Origin of the sequence: Bradyrhizobium vignae (genome assembly GCF_004114425.1) — a bacterium.
GTDB classification, from domain to species: Bacteria; Pseudomonadota; Alphaproteobacteria; order Rhizobiales; family Xanthobacteraceae; genus Bradyrhizobium; species Bradyrhizobium vignae.
Map to the genome: position 1 here is coordinate 1 of NZ_RDQF01000054.1, position 21,667 is coordinate 21,667.

Annotated in this window: 17 protein-coding genes and 1 tRNA gene; 8 read left to right on the plus strand and 10 right to left on the minus strand. The window is 64.4% G+C overall.

Annotation, left to right across the window (positions count from 1 at the left end; all coding sequences use genetic code 11):
* Window positions 1-137: 137 nt before the first annotated feature.
* A tRNA-Ser gene (locus EAV90_RS31210) sits at window positions 138-227 on the minus strand.
* 195 nt (window positions 228-422) lie between these two features.
* Between EAV90_RS31210 and EAV90_RS31215 the strand changes: the two genes are divergently transcribed.
* Window positions 423-764: a hypothetical protein gene (locus EAV90_RS31215; RefSeq protein ID WP_129145648.1), complete on the plus strand. Its 342-nt coding sequence runs from the start codon at window positions 423-425 to the stop codon at window positions 762-764.
* A gap of 94 nt (window positions 765-858) precedes the next feature.
* On the opposite strand, the gene EAV90_RS31220 is transcribed toward EAV90_RS31215, so the two are convergent.
* The 3 genes from EAV90_RS31220 to EAV90_RS31230 all read right to left on the minus strand — a co-directional run bounded on the left by EAV90_RS31220 (window position 859) and on the right by EAV90_RS31230 (window position 4,875).
* Window positions 859-2,322, minus strand: coding sequence for a trehalose-6-phosphate synthase (locus EAV90_RS31220; RefSeq protein WP_162500075.1), 1,464 nt, complete (start codon window positions 2,320-2,322; stop codon window positions 859-861).
* 242 nt (window positions 2,323-2,564) lie between these two features.
* Complete coding sequence (gene otsB / locus EAV90_RS31225) at window positions 2,565-3,383, minus strand: trehalose-phosphatase (protein WP_122400498.1); 819 nt, start codon at window positions 3,381-3,383, stop codon at window positions 2,565-2,567.
* Between the two features lie 4 nt (window positions 3,384-3,387).
* Window positions 3,388-4,875, minus strand: coding sequence for an MFS transporter (locus tag EAV90_RS31230; RefSeq protein ID WP_162500535.1), 1,488 nt, complete (start codon window positions 4,873-4,875; stop codon window positions 3,388-3,390).
* Between the two features lie 181 nt (window positions 4,876-5,056).
* On the opposite strand from EAV90_RS31230, the gene EAV90_RS31235 reads away from it, so the two are divergent.
* Window positions 5,057-5,446, plus strand: a complete 390-nt coding sequence (locus EAV90_RS31235) for a DUF3175 domain-containing protein (RefSeq protein WP_129145649.1) — start codon at window positions 5,057-5,059, stop codon at window positions 5,444-5,446.
* Between the two features lie 42 nt (window positions 5,447-5,488).
* Here EAV90_RS31235 and EAV90_RS31240 read toward each other — a convergent pair whose 3' ends face one another.
* The gene (locus EAV90_RS31240) at window positions 5,489-7,528 is read right to left on the minus strand and encodes a methyl-accepting chemotaxis protein (RefSeq protein WP_129145650.1); all 2,040 of its coding nucleotides are present in this window, start codon (window positions 7,526-7,528) and stop codon (window positions 5,489-5,491) included.
* Window positions 7,529-7,781: 253 nt separating this feature from the next.
* Here EAV90_RS31240 and EAV90_RS31245 point away from each other — a divergent pair, with 253 nt between their 5' ends.
* Both EAV90_RS31245 and EAV90_RS31250 read left to right on the plus strand, forming a co-directional pair.
* Window positions 7,782-8,948 carry an FIST N-terminal domain-containing protein gene (locus EAV90_RS31245; RefSeq protein WP_129145651.1) on the plus strand — a complete coding sequence of 389 codons (1,167 nt, stop codon included), beginning with the start codon at window positions 7,782-7,784 and terminating at the stop codon, window positions 8,946-8,948.
* The gene (locus tag EAV90_RS31250) at window positions 8,945-10,309 is read left to right on the plus strand and encodes a hybrid sensor histidine kinase/response regulator (protein WP_129145652.1); all 1,365 of its coding nucleotides are present in this window, start codon (window positions 8,945-8,947) and stop codon (window positions 10,307-10,309) included. The genes EAV90_RS31245 and EAV90_RS31250 overlap by 4 nt, the downstream gene beginning before the upstream one ends.
* 141 nt (window positions 10,310-10,450) lie before the next feature.
* Here the strand turns inward: EAV90_RS31250 and EAV90_RS31255 are convergent, their stop codons facing one another.
* The 5 genes from EAV90_RS31255 to EAV90_RS31275 all read right to left on the minus strand — a co-directional run bounded on the left by EAV90_RS31255 (window position 10,451) and on the right by EAV90_RS31275 (window position 15,878).
* Window positions 10,451-11,146, minus strand: coding sequence for a response regulator (locus EAV90_RS31255; RefSeq protein WP_164937185.1), 696 nt, complete (start codon window positions 11,144-11,146; stop codon window positions 10,451-10,453).
* Between the two features lie 121 nt (window positions 11,147-11,267).
* Complete coding sequence (locus tag EAV90_RS31260; protein ID WP_122400491.1) at window positions 11,268-11,960, minus strand: response regulator; 693 nt, start codon at window positions 11,958-11,960, stop codon at window positions 11,268-11,270.
* 153 nt (window positions 11,961-12,113) lie between these two features.
* Complete coding sequence (locus tag EAV90_RS31265; RefSeq protein WP_164937186.1) at window positions 12,114-13,289, minus strand: c-type cytochrome; 1,176 nt, start codon at window positions 13,287-13,289, stop codon at window positions 12,114-12,116.
* Between the two features lie 149 nt (window positions 13,290-13,438).
* Window positions 13,439-15,154: a PQQ-dependent methanol/ethanol family dehydrogenase gene (locus EAV90_RS31270; RefSeq protein ID WP_129145655.1), complete on the minus strand. Its 1,716-nt coding sequence runs from the start codon at window positions 15,152-15,154 to the stop codon at window positions 13,439-13,441.
* A gap of 274 nt (window positions 15,155-15,428) precedes the next feature.
* Complete coding sequence (locus tag EAV90_RS31275) at window positions 15,429-15,878, minus strand: SRPBCC family protein (protein WP_129145656.1); 450 nt, start codon at window positions 15,876-15,878, stop codon at window positions 15,429-15,431.
* A gap of 566 nt (window positions 15,879-16,444) precedes the next feature.
* On the opposite strand from EAV90_RS31275, the gene EAV90_RS31280 reads away from it, so the two are divergent.
* From EAV90_RS31280 to EAV90_RS31295, 4 genes are all read left to right on the plus strand, one after another.
* Entirely contained in the window at window positions 16,445-16,930 is a 486-nt protein-coding gene (locus EAV90_RS31280; protein ID WP_122400488.1) for a (2Fe-2S)-binding protein, read from the plus strand.
* Window positions 16,931-17,012: 82 nt separating this feature from the next.
* Window positions 17,013-19,355, plus strand: coding sequence for a xanthine dehydrogenase family protein molybdopterin-binding subunit (locus EAV90_RS31285; protein ID WP_129145657.1), 2,343 nt, complete (start codon window positions 17,013-17,015; stop codon window positions 19,353-19,355).
* A 141-nt stretch (window positions 19,356-19,496) separates the two neighbouring features.
* On the plus strand, window positions 19,497-20,297 hold the full coding sequence (locus tag EAV90_RS31290) for an FAD binding domain-containing protein (protein ID WP_129145658.1): 801 nt from the start codon (window positions 19,497-19,499) through the stop codon (window positions 20,295-20,297).
* A 206-nt stretch (window positions 20,298-20,503) separates the two neighbouring features.
* Window positions 20,504-21,646 carry a CaiB/BaiF CoA transferase family protein gene (locus EAV90_RS31295; RefSeq protein WP_129145659.1) on the plus strand — a complete coding sequence of 381 codons (1,143 nt, stop codon included), beginning with the start codon at window positions 20,504-20,506 and terminating at the stop codon, window positions 21,644-21,646.
* Window positions 21,647-21,667: the final 21 nt, after the last annotated feature.

Sequence of the window (21,667 nt, forward strand, 5' to 3'; positions counted from 1 at the left end):
GCAGGCCATCTCAATTTGAAGCGAACTTGGAGCAGATGACTTTGAAACCCCGCGACAACCCGATCGGCACGAGGTTGTCACCCATCTCTTAGGTACGTTTCGTTACCCATGTCTCCGGGCCGGACATTTTGGTGGGATGGCGGAGAGAGTGGGATTCGAACCCACGGTACGGTTTCCCGCACACACGCTTTCCAAGCGTGCGCCTTAAGCCACTCGGCCATCTCTCCGGAGCGCCCTCTCTTGAAGGGGCGCCGATGATTTTGCAAGGGATCGCGGGGAAATCGAGCAATTTTTCCGCAACTTATTGTATTTACAGGATAATATCTGGTCTCCACACGTGCCTTGGCACGCCTGCCGGCTGAACCGCAGGCGGGTTTGGCGCGACGATTCACGGGAAGCCGCCAAACACCACCGGGGACGCCATGACCATCTGCAAGACCATCGCCGCCCTGAGCCTGATTTCGGCCCTCGGCTCCGCCCTCGCCGCCCCGGCCCTGGGGCGGGTCTGCACCCGGCAAGGCGTCGACGTCAGCTGCGACGACGGGCGGCGCGGGGTGCTGTCGGGGAATGCCATCATCTGGCCGGACGGCACCCGCTCGAGCTCGACGCCGCATCAGAGCGTGATCATCGGCAACAAGAGCTCGGTGCATGTCGGGCCCGGCGTGTTCGTCGGCCAGGGCAAGGGCGTGGTGCCGCTGGACGATCCCAGCGCGCCGAACAAGCCGCAATGCGCGATCCTGGATGGCCTGTCGTATTGCTATTGAGGAGGCGTCGCGAATCCGACTGTCACCGTCCTTGCGGAAACAGGCCCCTCACCCCGACCCTCTCCCCGTAAGAACGGGGCGAGGGAGAAGAAAGTCAAATCAACCGCACCCCTGATATCGCCGACCTCAGCCAGCGCAGCGCCTGCGGCGGCTGGGCTGCGAGTGGGGCGACGGCGGCCTTTTCGGTACGGCACTTCTCGAGCCCGGCAACGAAATCGGCGGACCATTGCTGGATGGTGTGGCCGCGCAGCTTCTTCATCATCGCGTCCCAGCGCATCTTGCGCTCGGTGAGCGGCATGGCGGCGGCGATCGCGATCGCGCGGGCCATGCCGTCGATGTCGTGCGGATTGACCAGCAGTGCGGCGTCGAGCTCGTTGGCCGCGCCGGCGAATTTCGACAGCACCAGCACGCCGGGATCGGCCGGGTTTTGCGCGGCGACATATTCCTTGGCGACGAGGTTCATGCCGTCGTGCAGCGGCGTCACCACGCCGATCTGCGCGGCGCGGTAGAGTCCCGCGAGCACGGCCTGGCTGAAGCCTTTGTTCAAATAGCGGATCGGCGTCCAGTCGACCTCGCCGTGGCGGCCGTTGACGTCGGAGACGAGGCGCGCGACCTCGTTCTGGAGATTGCCATAGGCCTCGATGCCGCCGCGCGAGGGGTTGGCGATCTGGAGCAGCGAGATGCTGCGCGCAAACTGCGGGTGCTCGGTCCAGAGCCTGTCGAACGCGCTGATGCGATTGACGAGACCCTTCGAATAGTCGAGCCGGTCGACGCCGATCGCGAGCCGCTCGCCGTTGAGGCTGCGGCGCAGGCGCGACACGTCAGGATGCGAGGCCGATTTTGCGGCATAGGCAGCGAACTTCTCCGCATCGATGCCGATCGGAAACACTTCGCAGCGCGTGCGCCCGTGCTGCGAGATCGCAATGCCGTCCTCGATGGCGAGACCGAGTTCGCCGCCGACATAGCCGAGAAAATTCTGGCGGTCTTCCTCGGTCTGGAAGCCGAGCAGATCGTAGGCCAGCATCGCCGTGATCAGCTCACGATGGTTGGGCACGCCCTGGATCACCGCGGCGACGGGCCACGGCGTATGCAGGAAGAAGCCGATCGGATCATCGACGCCGAGCTCGCGCAGCTCGGCACCAAGCGCGAGGAAATGATAGTCCTGCACCCAGAACGCGGTCTTGGGTTTTCGGAAGCGCAGCAGGGCCCGCGCCATGAAGGCATTGACCTCGCGATAGCTGACATAGTCCTCGCGCGAGACGCGGATCAGATCGCTGCGCGAATGCAGTGCCGGCCACAGCGCGGAATTGGCGAAGCCTTCGTAATAACCGCCGTAATGCGCCGCCGGCAGATCCAGCGTCGCAATCGCGCCCGTCCCGAGCGCCTCGATCTCGGCGAAGGGTTCCTTCTGATGGCCATCACGCACCCGGCCGGAGGAACCGACCCAGATCGCACCAGAATGTTCCACCACGGGAAGCAGTGCCGCCGCAAGGCCGCCCGTCATGGGCTCGTTGGGTTTGCCGCGGGCGACGCGATTTGAAACGACGATCAAGTTCACAGGTCGTCCCCTCCTGTTCATTCCACCGCGTTTAACTGCCGTTCATCAATATGGTTCCGGATCATCGTTTCAACCAATTGAAACCAAAATCGGGCGCGTGCGTTGGAACTGGCTTCGCTTGCGGAACCCGGCAAATTTCGCCGCCAAAACAGCTTTTCCGTTTCTGTTCCGCAGCATTCATAGCGCCGCGCAATGCGCTGCGCTGAATGCATTCGTGTCTGTAAGGTGGCGCTGCCTTGGTTTCACCTCGGATCGAGCAGGCGCGCAAGGAACGCACGCACATCGCTCGGCGCGTCGAAGTGGCCGTTCACGCCCATGGCGCGGCGGCCGACCGAGAAGGCGAGCCCGTCCATGTCGGGCATGATCGCAAACACCGTTTCATCGGTGACGTCGTCGCCGATGAAGAGCGGGCGTCGTCCGCTGAACGGCTCGTGCTTCATCAATTCGCGCACACCGCTCGCCTTGGTGAAGCCGGAATGCTTGATCTCGCAAACGAATTTGCCCGGCAGCACCTCGATCGGCGCGTTGGGCAGATCGGCGCGGATCAGCGAGACGGATTCGTAGATCGCCTTCTCCGCATGCGGTGCAAGGCGGTAATGCAGCGCGAGCGAATAGCCCTTGTCCTCGAGCAGGATGCCAGGGCTCAGCTTGGCGATGGCGGCCAGGCGCCGCTTCAGCTCCTTGTCGAGCGGCGGGGCGTGGACATCATCCGCTTCACTGTCCACCGACAGCCGCATCTCCGCGCCGTGGCCGGCGACGGCGCGGAATACATCGGGCGCGAAGATCAGGTCGATGTCGTTGAGCGAGCGGCCGCTGACCAGCGCCAGCGCTCCGGAGGTGCGCTCGGTCAGATGCTTCAGCGTTTCCGACAGGCCCGGCGGCACCCACACCTCGCGCGGCGTCGGCATCAGGTCGAGCAGCGTGCCGTCGATGTCGAGCAGGATGGCGATTTCATCGAGATGCGGCACCAGCGCATGCGGCACCGGCACCGTTTCCGGCGTATCGTCATCCCGCATGGTGCGCTTCTGCTCCAACGTCATTTCCGCAAGTTCCGATTTCATCAGTCTACTCCATAAAGGCGAGCGGGCGCGCGACGTGTTCGAGCGATTTGCGCTCCGCGGAGACGGCATAGCGCCACGCCACGATCGCAGCCGCGATCATCAGGACTGCCCCCAGCAGATAGCCGGCGAACACGCTGTTGCGTGATCCCGTGTCGATCAGCGCGCCGAACAGCGCCGGCCCGATCACGCCGCCGATGCCGGTGCCGACCGCATAGAACACCGCGATCGCCAGCGCGCGAACCTCAAGGGGAAAGGTCTCGCTGACGGTGAGATAGGCCGCGCTCGCGGCGGGCGATGCAAAGAAGAAGATCACCATCCAGGCGATGGTCTGCCCCTGCGCACTGAGCACGCCGATCGTGAACAGATAACCCGAGAGCGCCAGCAGCAGCCCGGAGACACCGTAGGTGAACATGATCATAACACGGCGGCCGAGCGTGTCGAACAGGCGACCGAGCAGCAGCGGTCCGAGGAAGTTGCCGGCGGCGAAGGGCAGCAGGTACCAGCCGACATGATCGGCGCTGATCCCGTAGAAATCGGTCAGCACCAGCGCGAAGGTGAAGAAGATCGCGTTGTAGAAGAACGCCTGCGCGCTCATCAGCACGAGACCGACCAGCGCGCGCTGACGATAGGCGGAAAACAGCGTATGCACGACTTCGCGGATCGGCGTGTGATCGCGCATCTTCAGCCGGACCGTTGTAAAGCGCTCCTCGCTCGCATCCTGGTCGCGTCCGATCACCGAACGCTCGATGTCGTCGACGATCGCGTGGGCCTGGTCTGGCCGCCCGTGGATCATCAACCAGCGCGGACTTTCCGGGATCCACATCCGCATCAACAGCACGACGAGACCGATGGAGGCACCGATGAGATAAGCCAGGCGCCAGCCGAGATCGGGGCCGGTTACGGCGGGATCGAGCAGCACGATAGCCGCCACCGCGCCCATCGCAGCACCGATCCAGAAGCTGCCGTTGATGACGAGATCGGTCCAGCCGCGATAGCGCGCCGGCACCAGCTCCTGGATGGTCGAATTGATCGCGGTGTACTCGCCGCCGATGCCGGCGCCGGTGAGGAAGCGGAATAGCGCGTAGCTCGCGACATCCCATGACAGCGCGGTCGCGGCCGTAGCCGAGAGATAGAGCGCAAGCGTGATGAAGAACAGCTTCTTGCGGCCGATGCGGTCGGTGAGCCAGCCGAAGCCGAGTGCACCGAGCACGGCGCCGGCGAGATAGGCGGAGTTGGCGATGCCGAGATCGAGATTGGAGAAATGCAGCGACGGGCTCTGCTTCAGCGCGCCGGAGAGCGCACCCGCCAAGGTCACTTCGAGCCCGTCGAGAATCCAGGTGATGCCGAGCGCCAGCACGACGCGGGTATGAAAGCCGCTCCACGGCAGCGCGTCGAGCCGCGAGGGAATGCTGGTCTCGACGATACGGTCGGTGGCGGTCGCCGCCGGGACTACGGGTGCATAGTTCAGCGCTGGGTTCTGCTGCAATTCCATCGGGTTGTTGCGTCTGATCAATGGAAGCGGCCCCGCTTCACAGGCCGTGGACGGGTCGGTCCGATCATGGGGGTGCGGCATTCTGCCTGCCACCTGCGACAACGTCTGCGATGAGGCCCGGTTCCCTCGGGAACAGTCTCCAAGAGCACCCGTTTCCGATTGAGCTCCAAGGAGTTGACGCATGGCTCAGGTCAGAAAGACGACACATTCACGCAAGACAGGCGCACGAAAGACAGGCGCGCGCAGCAGCGCGCGTCGCAAGGTGAGCACGACGCGCAAGAGGTCAAGTCGTCGTGCAGCACCGAAGCGCTGGTCGCAACGGGTGACGCAGGAGAGCGACGCGCTCGATCTCAAGCGCGGCGTGTTCAAGTTCAAGGATCCCAAGAAGATCGCGGCCTCGCTGAAGCGCTCGGCCGAGCACAGTCGGCGCCGCAAGGCCGGCGCCTATCGCTCCGCGCTGTCGATGCTGACGTTCTACATCAACCGCGCCGGCAAGACGCTGCCGAAAACGCAGCGGACGCGGCTGGAACGGGCCAAGGGAGAGCTGAAGCGGGCATTCGGGAAAGAGTGAGACGCGCGCTTTTTCTCCCCTGTCATCCCCGACCAGTGCGCCCTACGCCGCCCGGATATTCGCCATGAAGCGGTCGAGCTCGGCGCGCAGACGGGTGCTTTCGCTCGACAGCGTCTTGGCCGAGTTCAGCACCTCTTCCGAAGCCGAGCCGGTCTCGGCGGCGCCGCGGTTGACCTCGCCGATGTCGGTGGCTGCGGCCTGGGTGCCCTGCGCGACGGTCTGGACGCTGCGGGCGATCTCCTGCGTCGCGGCGCCCTGCTGCTCGACCGCGCTCGCGATCGAGGTCGAGATCGACGAGATCTGGCCGATGGTCGCGCCGATCTCCTTGATCGCGGCGACCGATTCGGCCGTGGCGCCCTGCATGCCCGTGATGTGCGAGGAGATCTCGTCGGTCGCCTTCGCGGTCTGGCTCGCCAGTGACTTCACCTCGCTCGCCACGACCGCAAAGCCACGGCCGGCCTCACCGGCGCGGGCCGCCTCGATGGTGGCGTTGAGCGCGAGCAGGTTGGTCTGCTCGGCGATCGCGGTGATCAGCTTGACCACCTCGCCGATCTGCTGGGCGGCATGCGACAGCTTGCCGATGCGGCCGTCGGTCTCCTTGGCCTGCATCACGGCGGCTTCGGCGATGCGGCTGGAGTCACGGACCTGGCGGCCGATCTCCTCGACCGAGGCCGAGAGCTCTTCCGTCGCGGTCGCCACCGACTGCATGTTGGAGGAGGCCTGCTCGGAAACGCCGGCGACCTGGCTCGACAGGCTCTGCGTGGTCTCGGCGGTGCGCGTCAGCGTGGAGGCCGCCGATTCCAGCTGCACGGCCGAGGCCGAGACGTTGGAGACGATGGCGCCGACCGCGCTCTCGAAATCGTCGGCAAAGCGGATCAGCTCGGCGCGACGCGCGGCGGCCTGCTCCCGGTTCTGGACTTCGCTGGCGGCGGCATCGCGCTCGGCCTTGGCCACCGCCTGAACCTTGAACTCCTCGACCGCGCCGGCCATCTCGCCGATCTCGTCCTTGCGCCCCAAACCCGGCAGCACGACGTCGAAATTGCCCGAGGCAAGCTCGCGCATCGCCCTGCACATAGCGATCATCGGACGCGAGATGCCGGTGCCGAGCAGGAAAGCGAAGACCGCGCCAAGCAGCGTGCCGCCGACGGCCAGCATCAGCACCAGCTGCTCGGTCTTTCCGATGGTCGCCTCCGACTCCGAATCCAGCCGCTGCTGTTCGGCGACGAGGTCCGCCTTCATGGCGGTCGCGCCTTGCAGGATCGCACCGGCCGAGCCGTTCATTTCGTTGACGAGATCATCGACCAGCTTGGCATTGGCGATCAGCTTCTCCAGCGCTTCGCGATACGCACCGAGCAGTCCCCTGGCATCCTTCAGGCCGGCGACGATCTTGTCGTCCATGGAGTAGACCGCGCTGAGCGAGTTCTCGACGAATTTCAGCCGTGCCAGCGCGCTGGTGGCGATCGCCTGATCGGACGTCAGCACGAAATTGGTCGCGGCCGCACTCGCGGTCTGGAACTGGGCATTGACCTGCTTGGTGCCGAACTCGATCGCCTGTGCTTCGGCGTCGGACGCGTTGTTGCCGATGTCGTCGAGCTTGTATTTCAGGAGGTTGGCGTTGCGGCTGAGCTGGTTCTGCACCAGCAGCGCACTGTCGCGCTTGGCCTGGAGCACCTTTGCGAAAGTCGCGGAGAAGTTGGAGAATTCTTTGGTGAGCTTGTCGAGACTCTCCTGCCGCGCCGGCTTCTTGGCACCCTTGACGGCCTGGCCGATGGCGTCCTTCAGGCTGGCTTCAGCAACGAGGGCCGCCTTGGCGTCGTCTTCCTTGCCGGTGACGACGAAATATTTGACGGCCGAACGATAGGCAAGCAGCTCACGGTCGATGTTGCGGGCAAGATCGGCCTCGGACACGCTGCTGCGGTACGACCCGACCCCGGAGGCGACGCGTTCGAAGCCGAAATAGGAGAAGGCCATGCTGCCGGCGGAGATCACCAGCACGGCGGCGAAGCCGAGGATGATTTTTGCGCGGAACCTGAGGGTCGGAAATAGTGTGCGCTTAGACGGCGACGCGATACGCCCGGACATTCCCAACCCCCAGCTCATGTTCTTGCAGGATTCTGCGGCCCGGAAGCAGCCCTTTCCGAACCGTGCGCAAAATTAAGGCATAATCGTCAAGGGGTGGTAAATCCGTGCAGCCCGCATTCTGGATGGAGAGCTCCTCCACCCGGCCTTGTGGGGGTCGGGCGCCGTGTTGCAGCCAACCGGAAAACGCCTTACTCTCGAATACTTATCAGGCACTTGGCGTTAGACCGAGCTGGTCCTCGAGGGGAGAAACGGAGTGGGGCAAACCGATTTTCGGTTTGACGGTGCGCCTGGCATTGCCGTGGCCAAGTCGAAGGCTGCGAGCGTCGATGAAGCCGTGGCCGAACTGGCGGCCCAGCTCCCGTCCGACGAGCTGGCGCTGATCCTGGTGTTCCTCTCCCCCAGCTACGACCCCCATCACTTCATCGCCGAGATCACCCGGCAATTCGACGAGACCCAGGTCTGCGGTTGTACCACCGCGGGCGAGCTTGCCCCTGATGGCTGGGACGAGAACAGCGTCGTGGCGCTGGCGTTCAGCCGCGCCGAGTTCTCCGCGGCGGTGCGGCCGATTCTCAACCTCGACAGCTTCCGCGTCGAGGACGGCCGTCGGATCGGCGGCGAGCTCCGGCACGAGCTGTTGCGGGCTACCCCGCAGGTCGACCGCGGCAGTCCCTTCGGCCTGGTCCTGATCGACGGCCTGTGCCGGCGCGAAGAAGCGGTGATGTCCGCGATCTATGCATCGCTGGACGACATTCCGGTCGTCGGCGGATCCGCGGGCGATGGGATGCGCTTCGAGAAGACGTTTGTGTTCTTCGACCGCAAGGCGCACACCAACGCCGCGCTGCTGATCCTGCTGAACACGTCGCTGCCGTTCCGCGTCTTCAAGTGCGACAATTTCGAGCCGCAGGCGCAGAAGATGGTCGTGACCGAGGCCGACATCGAAAATCGGACGGTGAGGGAGCTGAACGCAGAGCCTGCCGCACTGGAATATTCGCGTGTGGTCGGGATCATGGACGCCAAGCTCGATCCGTTCTCCTTTGCGTCGCACCCGGTGCTGGTGCGCGTCGGCGGCTCCTATTACGCGCGCTCGATCCAGCGCGTCGAACCGGACGGCTCGCTGCATTTCTTCTGCGCTATCGATGAGGGCATGGTGCTGACGGCGGCATCGTCGAAAAGCTTGGTCGGCTCGACCCGCGAGACGTTTGCCGAAATCCGTGACCAGATCGGAGACGTCTCGCTCTATATCGGCTTCGAGTGCCTGCTCCGCCGGCTCGACGCCGAGCAGCACCAGCTCGCCCGCGACATGTCCGAACTGTACCGGCAGAACCGCGTGGTCGGCTTTCACACCTATGGCGAGCAGTTCGGCTCGATGCATGTGAACCAGACCTTCACCGGGGTTGCGATCGGAAGGCGCACCGCGTGACGGAGACGTGGCAGGATCCGCAAACCGTCGAGCAGCTCCAGCGGGAAGCTGCGAAGCTGAGGAAGATCAATGCCGCGCTGATGTCGCGCGTCGAGCGCTCGATGGACCAGCAGCTCAACGCATTCTCCCTGTTCGAGACGGCCATCGCGCTCGACCACAAGGTCCGCGACCGGACGCACCAGTTGCGCGAGGCGCTGCATTCGGTCGAGCGCGCCAATGAGGGTCTCTATCGCGCCAAGCAGCAGGCGGAAGCGGCAAGCTCGCTGAAATCCTCGGTGCTGATCTCGGTCACCCACGACCTGTTGCAGCCGCTCAACGCGGCCCGCCTGACCCTGTCCGCACTGACCGAGATGATGGAATCACAGGAGGCGGGCCTGCTCATCGACCAGGCCGACCGTTCGCTGGTGATGCTGGAGGACCTGCTGCGGTCGCTGCTGGAGATCGCGAAGCTCGACGCCGGGGCGCTCAAGCCTGAGGTGCGCGCGATCGCGCTGGCGCCCTTGTTCGAGCAGCTCCGCAACGAGTTCGAACCGATCGCCGCGCGGCAAGGCCTGTCCTTGCGCATCCGCAGCTCACAGCTCGCGGTGAAGTCGGATGCGATGATGCTGCGGCGGATCCTGCAGAACCTGCTTGCCAATGCCATTCGCTATACCCGCAGCGGCGGCGTCGTCATGGGATGCCGGCCGCGGGGCGACCAGATCTGCGTCCAGGTCTCCGACACCGGACCTGGAATTGCGCAGGCGCAGCAGGACGCGATCTTCCGCGAATTCCAGCGCGGCGAGGCAAATGCGACCGACCAAGCCGGCTTCGGGCTCGGCCTCTCCATCGTCCGCCGCTTCGCGACCGTGCTCGGGCACGAGGTGCGGCTGTCGTCGCAACTCGGCAGGGGATCGACCTTCACCCTGCAGCTGGAGCCCGCCGACCTCGCCGAGGTCGGCGACGAGGTGCAGGAGGTCAAGCTCGCCGAGCGGCACTACAATTATAGCGGGCTCGAAGGCGCCAAGATCCTGCTGATCGAGAACGATCCGAACGGCTCGGAAGCGATGGCCGCGCTGCTGGAGGGGTGGGGCTGCGACGTCGCGACCACGCGATCGGCCGCGGACGCGCTCGTGCGCCTCGGCGAGCTCGGCGGCGCCCCCGATGCCGTGATCGCCGATCTCCATCTCGATCACGGCGAGAGCGGCCTGTCCGCCATTGCAGACGTCCGGGAGCATTTGAAGCTCGACACGCCCGCCATGATCATCACGGCCGACTATTCCGAAACGGCGGCGAAGGAAGCGAGCCTCCACGGTCTCGAAGTGCTGAAGAAGCCGATCAAGCCTGCCGAGATGCGGGCGCTGCTGTCGTTCCTGCTGAGCTAGCCCGCGGGCTCACATCAAATATCGCAAAACAACCCCATGCACAGTACCGGTAATATCTTACATTTCATCAAGCCAATGATTTGAACTTAAAATCATCGCTCGCGTGCGCTCAACCTGCGAGCCAGAGACGAGATAACCGCGTCACTGCTGATCCGGCTGTGCCCGCTCGCGCCTGGTCGTGGCACCCTCGGCTGCCAGCGTCACGAAATCGATCCGGGACATTTCCACGATGGCCTTGGTGCGGCTCAGCACGTTCAGCTTGCGCAGGATGTCGGAGACGTGGACCTTCACGGTGGTCTCGGAAATCTTCAGCTCATAGGCGATCTGCTTGTTCTGCAGGCCGCGCTTGAGCATTTCGAGCACGCGCAATTGCTGCGGCGTCAGTTCGTGCAGGCGCTTCAGCAAATCCTGCGCGGGGCCGGACGGGCGTTGCGGGCGGACAAATCCGCGATAGGCGGCGGGAACACAGACCGAGCCGCGCAGTACCTCGCAGATCGACTCCGCCAGATCCTGCTTGGACGATGATTTGAGGATGTAGCCGGACACGCCGAGCGACAAGGCACCGGACATGATCTGCGGATCCTGATGCCCGGATACGATGACGACGGGAATTTTGGGAAATGCCTTGCGGATGCGGATGATGCCCGAAAGACCTGTGGTGCCCGGCATCGACAGGTCGAGCAGGATGAGGTCGAGCTCGGTGGTCGCCGCGACCTGCTCGAGCGCACCGTCGATCGACGTCGCCTGCAGGATCTCGGCCGCCGGCGCCACCATCTGGAGCGCGCCCTCGAGGGCCTCGCGAAACAGCGGATGGTCTTCGACAATCAGAAATCGCATCACGTATGAACCATTCCCAAATCGTTGCCGGGTTCGAAGCAAGAACGAGAACGAGAATGTGCCAGCCGAGTCCGGCCGGCTTGATCCAGGTTAAGCCCGACGTCAAGCACGACATCGCGCGTCATTGCGGCCGCCCGCGGTCGGCCCGCGCATAGGGCCGGCCCTTTGGATCCGGCAGGTCCACCTTGCCGACCTCGATGATCGCCTTGTTGCGGCTGAACAGGCCGAGCTTGCGCAGAATCTCGGTGATGTGCGCCTTCACCGTGGATTCGGCGAGCTGAAGCTCCTGGGCGATCTGCCGGTTCGGATAGCCGCGCCGCAGCAGATCGAGCACGCGAAGCTGCTGCGGCGTGAGCTCGCGCAGCTTGACCTCGAGCGCCTTGCTGGCCTCGGCCCGCCGCCGCTGCGGCGCCGCCACGAAATCCTTCGGCACCGACACCGATCCCTTCAACACGCCCTCGATCGATTGCGCCAGCTCACGCTTCGACATCGACTTCGGCAGATAGCCGGCAGCCCCCAGCTCCAGCGCCTCGCGGACGACGCGCTGGTCCTCGTCGCTCGACACGATGGCGACAGGCAGGCGCGGATAAGCTTCGCGCAAACGCAGAAAGCCGGAGAAGCCCGTCGCATCCGGCAGCAGGAGGTCGAGCAGCGCGAGGTCGATGCCCTCGCCCTGCTCTGCCATCAGGACACGAAGGGCATCCTCGATCGACATCGCCTCGAAGATCCGCGCCTCCGGCAGGGCCAGCCGCACCGCATTGCCGAGCGCCTCGCGAAACAGCGGATGATCGTCGATGATCAGGAAGCTGGTCATGGCGCCTTCACAGGACTGCACCGCCGAATAGTCCACCGTACAGGCATCCACCACGACAGCGGAAGAGGCAGAACCATGCGGACCCCGTCCGGCGCCGGGATGGTGCCGGACGGACGCTACCACATCCTCCCGATCGGGTTCGGTCAAGGTCGTTCAGTCATTCGATTCGGACTGGACCGTCAGCAGGAAGGAAAAGATGCTGTCGAACTGGTCGTCGGTGAAGACCTCCTTCCAGGACGGCATGCCCTTGGTCGGCCGTCCCTCGTGCACGGTCGTCCAGAACTTCTCGCGCATGTCATCGCCGTAGCGGTGACGCAGCAGCCGCAGATCGATCTTACGCTCGCTCTGGACCGCATCGGGACCGTGGCAATGGGCACAGGTTCCGTTGAAGATCTCCTTGCCCGCACCGACGGCATCGTCGTGTGGCGCGGCTGCATCGCCCTTGGTTTCGGTCGCCACCACATTGGCGACCTGCGCAACGTCGGCTCCGGTTCCCGTCCCCGTCGTGACTGCCGCCGGCGCCCCGCCGAAGCGAACCGGCGCGCCGGACGGCAGGCCATATTTCACCGCGAGCTCACCGATCGTCTTCTGAAGCTGCGGCAAGACGGCATCGATGCGATCGCGCAGCTCGGCCGAGGTCTTCGCAAAGCCGATGGCGGCGTCCCACGACAGACCTTCACCTTCGGTGAGCTCGATCTGATAGCGGCCGTTGTAGGTGGTCTTGTTCAGCCAGCCGGCGACCGGCGCCCAGATGAAGGCGACGTCGGCCCTGCCCTGGTCGAGCGCCTGCATGCCTTCCTCGGGCGACAGCACCGTCACCTTCTGGATGTCGTCACGGCTCGCCAGCAGGTTTTGCGGCGTGCTGGCGAACTGCACGGCGACGCGCTTGCCCCTGAGGCCGTCGATGCCGCCGAGCACCTGCCCCTTGGCGGCGACGAGGGCATAGCCCTCCTTGGCGAAGCTGTTGGAGAAGATCACGGCCGGTCCCATGAAATCCTCCGAGCGCGGCAGCCCGATCATGGCGTCACATTGCTTGCCGAGCAGCGTGACGCGCACGGTGCGCTTGCCGAAATAGGATTTGTACCAGTCATAGGCGATCGGCCGGCCGAGCGCCTGCGCCAGGGCCTGTCCGATCTCGACATAGAACCCCGGCTGCGACGGACTATCGCTCGAGAATGGAAGGTTGGTCGGATCGGCGCAGAGGCGTAGCGGCTGCGCCTCGTCGGCATGCAGCGGCAAGGCCGGAGCGACCAGCGCGGCGGCACATGCGAGCAGGCCTGCGATGGCGCGATATCGGCTCGCACCGATGGCAGAATGATTCGGACGCATCCTCGTCTCCCTTTGCGTTTCCCTTGGCGTTTCCCTTGGCGGAGCTCGTTGGGCCAGGCGCGGCGGCACCAGGCCTCGTCGATGCCGCAGCTCATGTCTTAAAAAAACGCGCGCGTATCCCGTCACCTCGGGGATACGCGCGCGAGTGGTCACTGGACGGAGAACACGAAGAGCGAACCGCCCTCGGGGGCTGCGGCCGTCATCTTCTTACCTACCTCGCCCAGGAACGCAGGCAGCGCAGCCGTGCGGCCGACGACGATGGCGACATATTGCTTGCCGTCGACCTGGTAGGTCACCGGGCCGGCGCCGATGCCGGAGCCGAGATTTTTGCTCCACAGCACCTTGCCGGATCTCGCATCGATGGCGCGGAAGTCGCCATGGATGTTGCCGGCAAACACGAGACCACCGCCAGTGGTCAGCGTTCCGCCGTTGAACGGCAGGTCTTCCTTGATCGACCAGACCTTCTTCTGCGCGACCGGATCCCAGGCCACGAGCTCGCCGAGGAAGCCGCCGGGGCCTTCCTTGGTCGGGAATTCGGCGCCGAGATAGAACACGCCACGCTTGTAGGCGACATCACTGACCGACCAGTCCATGCAGACATTGTTGGACGGGATGTAGACGAGGCCGGTCTGCGGATTGAACGACATCGGCTGCCAGTTCTTGCCGCCGATCAGGTTCGGGCAGATGTCCTTGGCGGGATGATTCGGCCCGGGACGCTTGTCGGGATCCTCGACCGCGCGCATCGTGGCGACGTCCCACTTCTTGGCCCAGTTCGAGAACACGTATTTCTCCGCCGACAACACCTTGCCGGTCTCGCGATTGGCGACGAAGAAATAGCCGTTGCGATCCGCCTTCATGAGCGCCGGAACGGTGCTGCCGCCGATCTTCAGATCCGCGAGCACGGCTTCGTTGACGCCGTCATAGTCCCAGGCGTCGGCCGGCGTGGTCTGGATGTGCCACTTGATCTTGCCGGTGTTGGGATCGAGCGCCAGCGTCGAGGCGGTGTAGAGGTTGGTCAGCTTGCCGAAATTTCCGTCGCCGGTCGAACGCACCGCCGTGTTCCACGGGCCGGGATTGCTGGTGCCCCAATAGACCGTGTCGCTCTTCGGATCGTAGGAGCCGACTAGCCAGGCCGCGCCGCCGCCATGCTGGGCGGAATCGCCCTTCCAGGTGTCGCCACCGGGCTCGTCCGGGGACGGAACGGTGTAGGTCTGCCACACCTGCTTGCCGGTGTTGATGTCGAAGGCCTGGAGCGCACCGCGCACGCCGTATTCGCCGCCACCGAAACCGGTGATGACCTTGTCGCGCACGACGAGCGGCGGCGAGGTGATGACCGAACCCTGCTTGTAGTCGACCACCTTCGCCGTCCACAGCGCCTTGCCGGTCGCGGCATCGAGCGCCGTCAGCTTGCCGTCGAGGCGGCCGACGAAGATCTTGCCGTCGGCATAGGAGACGCCGCGATTGTTCACGTCGCAGCAGGCGTATTGCAGCACGTCCTCGGGAATGTCGGGCTCCCAGGTCCATTTGCGCGCGCCGGTGGCGGCATCGAGCGCATAGACGTATTTCGGCCCCCACGAGCTCGAAACGTAGAGCGTGTTGCCGATGACGATCGGCGAGGATTCGTTCGAACGCAGCGACGCCAGCGAGAAGGAATAAGCCAGCGTCAGCTTGCCGGCGTTTTCGGTGTTGATCTGCTTCAGCGGGCTGAAGCGCGTGTTGCCATAGTCGTGGCCGGCGACAGCCCACTGATTCGAATCGGATTGCGCCTTGAGCAGGGAGTCGTTGGCGCGAACGCCCGGTGTAACGGCGGCAAGCATCGCAATCATGGAGATGCCAGCCAAGAAGCCCTTCGTTCCAAAGGTCATGTATTCCCTCCGCGATGTTGTTGTGCACGCCTCGTTGGGCGCCTGAGCGCGTTGCGCTCGTGACGCGCAGTTTGCCCGCGAGCCATGGTTCGAAATTACAGCATCGCCTTTTCGCGCTTAGTATAGGCGGAAGGTAGTAGTGCAGATCATTGCCGGCTCTCGCCGCTCATCTCGTTGTCCCGGCTTGCGTCTTGCCCGTATTTTGCAGCCCGAAATGCGTCATCGGATTTGGGCAACATCGCGCCCGCAATCCGATTGTCCTTGCGTGCATCGGTCAAGATGATGGCGCTACCACGCCTGCAAAGCTTTGGAAGAAGTTCGCGGCAAGTTTTCGCGACGTCGATTCGATCAGTCGCGAGCCGAGCTGTGCGAGCTTGCCGCCGATCTGCGCGTCGGCTTCGTAATGCAGGATGGTGAGGTCAGGCGATTCTTCTTCCAGCCTGACCTTCGCGCCGCCCTTGGCAAAGCCCGCGACGCCGCCGGCGCCTTCGCCGATGATGCGGTAGCCGTTGGGCGCATCGATGTCGGTCAGCGTCACCTTGCCGCTGAACGTTGCCTTCACTGGACCGACCTTCAGCACAACGGTCGCTGTCATCTGCGTCGACGATGTCATCTCGAGCGATTGGCAGCCGGGAATGCAGCGCCTGAGAATATCGGGATCGTTGAGCGCAGCCCACACCGTGGCCTTCGACGCCGGGATCCGCTGACTGTCATTCATCTGCATCGCTTCCACCCTTTTGGTCGTTGACTTGTACGGTCCGACTAGGGGGAGGCCCGGCTGCGATCAATCGCCAGGAAGTACTAGAAGATCGTGGCTGACGCGGCTTGCCGGCGAGCCGCGCGGCGGGCGCGGCTTCGCTGCATCGCCATAAGCAAAATCAATGACTTAAGTGGTCTCCGCCTACTACCAAGATCGCGATTACAAAGACGGGAGCGCGTGCTCCTATTTGCGCAACGAACAAGGCATTCAAGGGAGAAACGACGCACGACGGCGCCGAGTCCAGGGGCAAGCGGCAAGCATGACCAAGGCAGGCGCCACCAGGACAAAGCGCTTCGCATGACGGCGGTCGAACTTGCCATCGCAGATGGCGGAGCGACCTTTTCCGCAAGCTTCCTGCAAGGTCACGCCACGCACCGGCGGCGGTGCGGATTGTCGTGGCCGGAGCGTACGACTGCGACGGCCGCACGATGTCTTTTACATGACGCGCGGTCGCCAAAATCCCAGTTGCAAAGTTTCGCTCGCGCTGTCTCTAATTAGAACCAATCAAAATCACTCTGGGAGGACTCCAAGTGTCTACAGTCAAACTGACGGTCAACGGCAAGGCCGTTGCTGTCGACGTCGAGGACCGCACGCTGCTGGTCCAGCTCCTGCGCGACCATCTCAATCTCACGGGAACCCATGTCGGCTGCGACACCAGTCAGTGCGGCGCCTGCGTCGTGCACATGGACGGCCGCGCCGTGAAATCCTGCACCATGCTGGCAGGACAGGCCGACGGTGCCAACGTCACCACCATCGAAGGCATCGCCAAGGGCGAGGAACTGCATCCGATGCAGGCCGCTTTCCGCGACAATCACGGCCTGCAGTGCGGCTATTGCACGCCGGGCATGATCATGTCGGCGATCGACATCGTGCAACGCCATGGTGGACAGCTCGACGAAGCCACCGTCCGCCACGAGCTCGAAGGCAATATCTGCCGCTGCACCGGCTATCACAACATCGTCAAAGCCGTGCTGGATGCGGCCGGCCGCATGAAGGTTGCGCAGGCGGCCGAGTAACGAGGCCGCCGCAAACAAGAAAACCACCGCCGCTTTCGAGGGAAAGCGCGGGTCAACAAATTTCCGGTCGGGAGGACCAGACATGGGTGTTGAAGGCATCGGCGCACGCGTCGTGCGCAAGGAAGACAAGCGCTTCATTACCGGCAAGGGCCGTTACGTCGACGACATCAAGCTGACGGGCATGACCCATGCCTATTTCATCCGCAGCCCGCACGCGCACGCCAAGGTGAAGGGGATCGACTCGTCCGCCGCGCTGAAGATGCCGGGCGTGGTCGCGGTGCTCACCGGCAAGCAGCTCGTCGACGACAAGGTCGGCAACCTGATCTGCGGCTGGGCCATCACCTCCAAGGACGGCAGCCCGATGAAGATGGGCGCATGGCCGGCGATGGCGCCCGAGACGGTGCGCTTCGTCGGCCAGGCCGTCGCCGTCGTGATCGCCGAGAGCAAGAATCTGGCACGCGACGCGGCGGAGGCCGTCGTCGTCGATTACGAGGAGCTTCCCGCGGTCGCCGACATGCACGCCGCGATCAAGACCGGCGCGCCGCAGCTTCATCCCGAAGCCCCCGGCAACCAGGTCTATGACTGGGTGATCGGCGACGAGGGCGCGGTGAATGCCGCCTTCTCGAAGGCCGCCAATGTGGTGAAGCTCGACGTCACCAACAACCGCCTCGCGCCGAATGCGATGGAGCCGCGCGCGGCGATCGCTGATTACGACGCGGCGGAAGAGCACTTCACGCTCTACACGACGTCGCAGAACCCGCACGTCGCCCGCCTCGTGCTGTCGGCGTTCTACAACATCGCGCCCGAGCACAAGCTGCGCGTGATCGCCCCCGACGTCGGCGGCGGCTTCGGCTCGAAGATCTTCATCTACCCCGAAGAAATGGTGGCGTTGTGGGCCTCGAAGAAAGTCGGCCGTCCCGTCAAATGGACCGGCGACCGCACCGAGGCCTTCCTCACCGACGCACATGGCCGCGACCACATCACCCATGCCGAGATGGCGTTCGACGCCAACAACAAGATCATTGGCCTGAGGGTGAAGACCTACGCCAATTTCGGCGCCTACATGTCGCTGTTCTCGTCCTCGGTGCCGACCTATCTCTACGCGACGCTGCTGTCGGGCCAGTACAACATCCCGGCGATCCATGCCGAGGTCATCGGGGTCTACACCAACACCACGCCGGTCGATGCCTATCGCGGCGCGGGCCGGCCGGAGGCGAGCTATCTGATCGAGCGGCTGATGGAAACGGCGGCGCGGCAGCTGAATGTCGATCCGGCCCAATTGCGCCGGACCAACTTCATCACCCAGTTCCCGCACCAGACGCCGGTCATCATGGCCTACGACACCGGCGACTTCAACGCCTCGCTCGATGCCGCGATGAAGGCGATCGACTATGCCGGCTTCCCTGCCCGCAAGGCGCAAGCAAAGTCACAAGGCAAGCTGCGCGGCATCGGGGTGTCCTGCTACATCGAAGCCTGCGGCATCGCACCGTCCAAGGCGGTCGGCAGCCTGGGCGCCGGCGTCGGCCTGTGGGAATCGGCTGAGGTCCGCGTCAATCCGGTCGGCACCATCGAGATCCTCACGGGATCGCACAGCCATGGCCAGGGTCACGAGACCACCTTCTGCCAGCTCGTGGCAGACCGTCTCGGCGTTCCCATCAGCCAGGTCTCGATCGTCCATGGCGACACCGACAAGGTGCAGTTCGGCATGGGCACCTACGGCTCGCGCTCGGCGGCCGTCGGCCTCACCGCGATCCTGAAGGCGATGGAGAAGGTCGAGTCCAAGGCCAAGAAGATCGCAGCGCATGCGCTCGAGGCCTCGGAAGCCGACATCGTCATCGAGAACGGCGAGTTCAAGGTGACCGGCACCGACAAGGCGATCGCGTTCCCGATGGTCGCGCTTGCGGCCTACACCGCGCACAATCTGCCTGAGGGGATGGAGCCGGGCCTGAAGGAGAGCGCCTTCTACGACCCGACCAATTTCACCTTCCCCGCCGGCGCTTATATTTGCGAGCTCGAAGTCGATCCCGGCACCGGCAAGACCTCGTTCATCAACTTCGTCGCGGCCGACGATTTCGGCCGGCTGATCAACCCGATGATCGTCGAGGGCCAGGTCCATGGCGGCCTCGCGCAAGGCATTGGCCAGGCACTGCTCGAGCACGCGATCTACGATGCCAACGGCCAGCCGGTCACGGCCTCGTTCATGGACTATGCCATGCCGCGCGCCGACGACCTGCCCTCGTTCAACCTCTCCCACACCACGACGCTGTGCCCGGGCAATCCCCTGGGCATCAAGGGTTGCGGTGAGGCCGGCGCGATCGGGGCGTCTGCGGCCGTGATCAACGCGATCACGGATGCGATCGGCAAGAACAACCTGGAAATGCCCGCAACCCCTGACCGGGTGTGGCGCACGATCCACGCGGCTTAACCGCCTCATCGTCGTCATTCCGGGGCGAGGCCAAGCGTCGAACCCGGAATCTGGAGCTTAAGAATTCAACCTCGAGATTCCGGGTCTGCGCCTTTCGGCGCATCCCGGAATGACAGAGAAAAGATTTCAGGAGCAACCAAGATGTACCAGACCACCTATCATCGTGCCTCCTCGGTCGACGAGGCTGCCAGCCTGTTCGCCAAGAGCAGCGAGGCGAAATTCCTCGCCGGCGGGCAGACGTTGCTGCCGGTGATGAAGCAGCGCCTCGCAGGTCCCTCCGACGTGATCGATGTCGCCAAGATCAAGGACATGATCGGCGTCGAAGCCTCCGGCGATACGCTGACCATCAAGGCCGCCACGCCGCATTACGATGTCGCGACCAGCGACGCCGCGAAGAAGGCGATCCCTGCGCTCGCCTACCTGGCCTCGCTGATCGGCGATCCCGCCGTGCGCTACCGCGGCACGATCGGCGGCTCGATCGCCAACAACGATCCCGCCGCCGACTATCCGGCCGCGCTGCTTGCGCTCGATGCGACCGTGAAGACCAACAAACGGTCGATTGCGGCGGCCGATTTCTTCAAGGGCCTGTTCACGACCGCGCTCGAAGACGGCGAGATCATTACCGCCGTGTCGTTCCCGGTTCCGGCGAAAGCCGGCTATTCCAAGATGCCGCATCCGGCCTCGCGTTTCGCGCTGGCCGGCGTGTTCGTCGCGCAGACCAAGTCGGGCGAGGTTCGGGTCGCCGCCACCGGTGCCTCGCAGAACGGCGTGATGCGGGTGCCTGCGATCGAAGCCGCGCTGAAGACGAACTGGTCGCCGGCGGCGATCGACAGCGTCAGCATTCCCGCGAGCGGATTGCTCGCTGACATCCATGGCTCGGCGGAGTACCGCGCCAACCTCGTCAAGGTGATGGCGCAGCGCGCGGTGGCGGCAGCGGGCTGACCATCCCGCTCCAGCGTCTCAGCACAAATTTTCCGCGGCGCGCACTTCGGTGCGCGCCGCTTTTATTATGCGCCGATGCATGAAAACCGCTTGCCTCGCTGGCGTGAAGGCGGGAAAAGTTAATCAGCCAATTAACTCGCCCACAGAGGAACGTCGGAGGCGCTTGCCGGATCCCGGCAACCGCCCGCGACCCGAGGAAACAAAACGTGCTCGATCAATCAGCCCAGAAATCAGCCCAGAAATCAGCCCAAGACAAATCCGAAGGCTCGTCCGGCCGCGCTTCCGGCCCGCTCGCGGGCTTCCGCATCGTCGAATTCGCCGGCATCGGGCCCGGTCCGTTCGCCTGCATGATGCTGGCCGACATGGGCGCCGACGTCGTCACGCTCGATCGCGTCGGCGCCAAGAAGAGCATGAAATCGGTGGCGGGCCGCGGCCGCAAGCTGATCGAGCTCGACCTCAAGGACAGGGGCGCGATCGCAGAGGTGCTCGACCTCCTGGCCAGCGCCGATGCGCTGATCGAAGGATTCCGTCCCGGCGTCATGGAGCGGCTCGGGCTCGGGCCCGACGTCGTGCTCGCGCGCAACCCGAAGCTCGTCTATGGCCGCATGACCGGTTGGGGCCAGGAAGGCCCGCTCGCCAACGCCGCCGGCCACGACATCAACTACATCTCCATCACCGGCGCGCTCGCCGCGATCGGCACGAAGGAAGCACCGGTGCCGCCGCTCAACCTGGTCGGCGATTTCGGTGGCGGCGCGCTCTATCTGGTCGTCGGCGTGCTCGCAGCGCTGTTGGAAGCGCAAAAATCCGGCAAGGGTCAGGTGGTCGACGCCGCGATGTGCGACGGCGCGGCGTCGCTGATGTCGTTCTTCTTCGACATGACCACGATCGGCCGCTGGACCGAGGAGCGCAACCAGAACTTCCTCGACGGCGGCGCGCATTTCTATGGCGTCTATGAATGCGCTTGCGGGCACTTCATTTCGATCGGCTCGATCGAGCCGCAATTCTACGCGCTGCTGCGCGAGCGCGCCGGCCTGACGGATGCGGATTTCGACGCGCAGATGGACCGCAAGGCCTGGCCCGCGCTGAAGGAGAAGCTGAAGGCGGTGTTCAAAAGCAAGACGCGCGAGGACTGGTGCAGGATCATGGAAGGCACCGACATCTGCTTCGCGCCGGTGCTGACCATGTCGGAGGCGACACAACATCCACACATGGTCGCCCGTAATGTCTTCATCGAGCGCCACGGCGTGAAGCAGCCGGCACCCGCGCCGCGATTCTCACGCACGCCATCGGCCGTGCGTGAGCCGGAAGCGGCGGAGATCACCGCGGTGACGAAGGCATGGAAGAGGTAAAGCCGACGAGCACGCTCTTGT

What these genes read in the sequence shown, in the direction of transcription:
- EAV90_RS31255 (WP_164937185.1), bottom strand. Translation starts at nt 11,146, where the DNA reads ATGCGATTTCTGATTGTCGAAGACCATCCGCTGTTTCGCGAGGCCCTC.
- EAV90_RS31215 (WP_129145648.1), top strand. Translation starts at nt 423, where the DNA reads ATGACCATCTGCAAGACCATCGCCGCCCTGAGCCTGATTTCGGCCCTC.
- EAV90_RS31290 (WP_129145658.1), top strand. Translation starts at nt 19,497, where the DNA reads ATGTACCAGACCACCTATCATCGTGCCTCCTCGGTCGACGAGGCTGCC.
- EAV90_RS31265 (WP_164937186.1), bottom strand. Translation starts at nt 13,289, where the DNA reads ATGCGTCCGAATCATTCTGCCATCGGTGCGAGCCGATATCGCGCCATC.
- EAV90_RS31270 (WP_129145655.1), bottom strand. Translation starts at nt 15,154, where the DNA reads ATGACCTTTGGAACGAAGGGCTTCTTGGCTGGCATCTCCATGATTGCG.
- EAV90_RS31230 (WP_162500535.1), bottom strand. Translation starts at nt 4,875, where the DNA reads ATGGAATTGCAGCAGAACCCAGCGCTGAACTATGCACCCGTAGTCCCG.
- EAV90_RS31285 (WP_129145657.1), top strand. Translation starts at nt 17,013, where the DNA reads ATGGGTGTTGAAGGCATCGGCGCACGCGTCGTGCGCAAGGAAGACAAG.
- otsB (WP_122400498.1), bottom strand. Translation starts at nt 3,383, where the DNA reads ATGAAATCGGAACTTGCGGAAATGACGTTGGAGCAGAAGCGCACCATG.
- EAV90_RS31275 (WP_129145656.1), bottom strand. Translation starts at nt 15,878, where the DNA reads ATGCAGATGAATGACAGTCAGCGGATCCCGGCGTCGAAGGCCACGGTG.
- EAV90_RS31235 (WP_129145649.1), top strand. Translation starts at nt 5,057, where the DNA reads ATGGCTCAGGTCAGAAAGACGACACATTCACGCAAGACAGGCGCACGA.
- EAV90_RS31260 (WP_122400491.1), bottom strand. Translation starts at nt 11,960, where the DNA reads ATGACCAGCTTCCTGATCATCGACGATCATCCGCTGTTTCGCGAGGCG.
- EAV90_RS31240 (WP_129145650.1), bottom strand. Translation starts at nt 7,528, where the DNA reads ATGTCCGGGCGTATCGCGTCGCCGTCTAAGCGCACACTATTTCCGACC.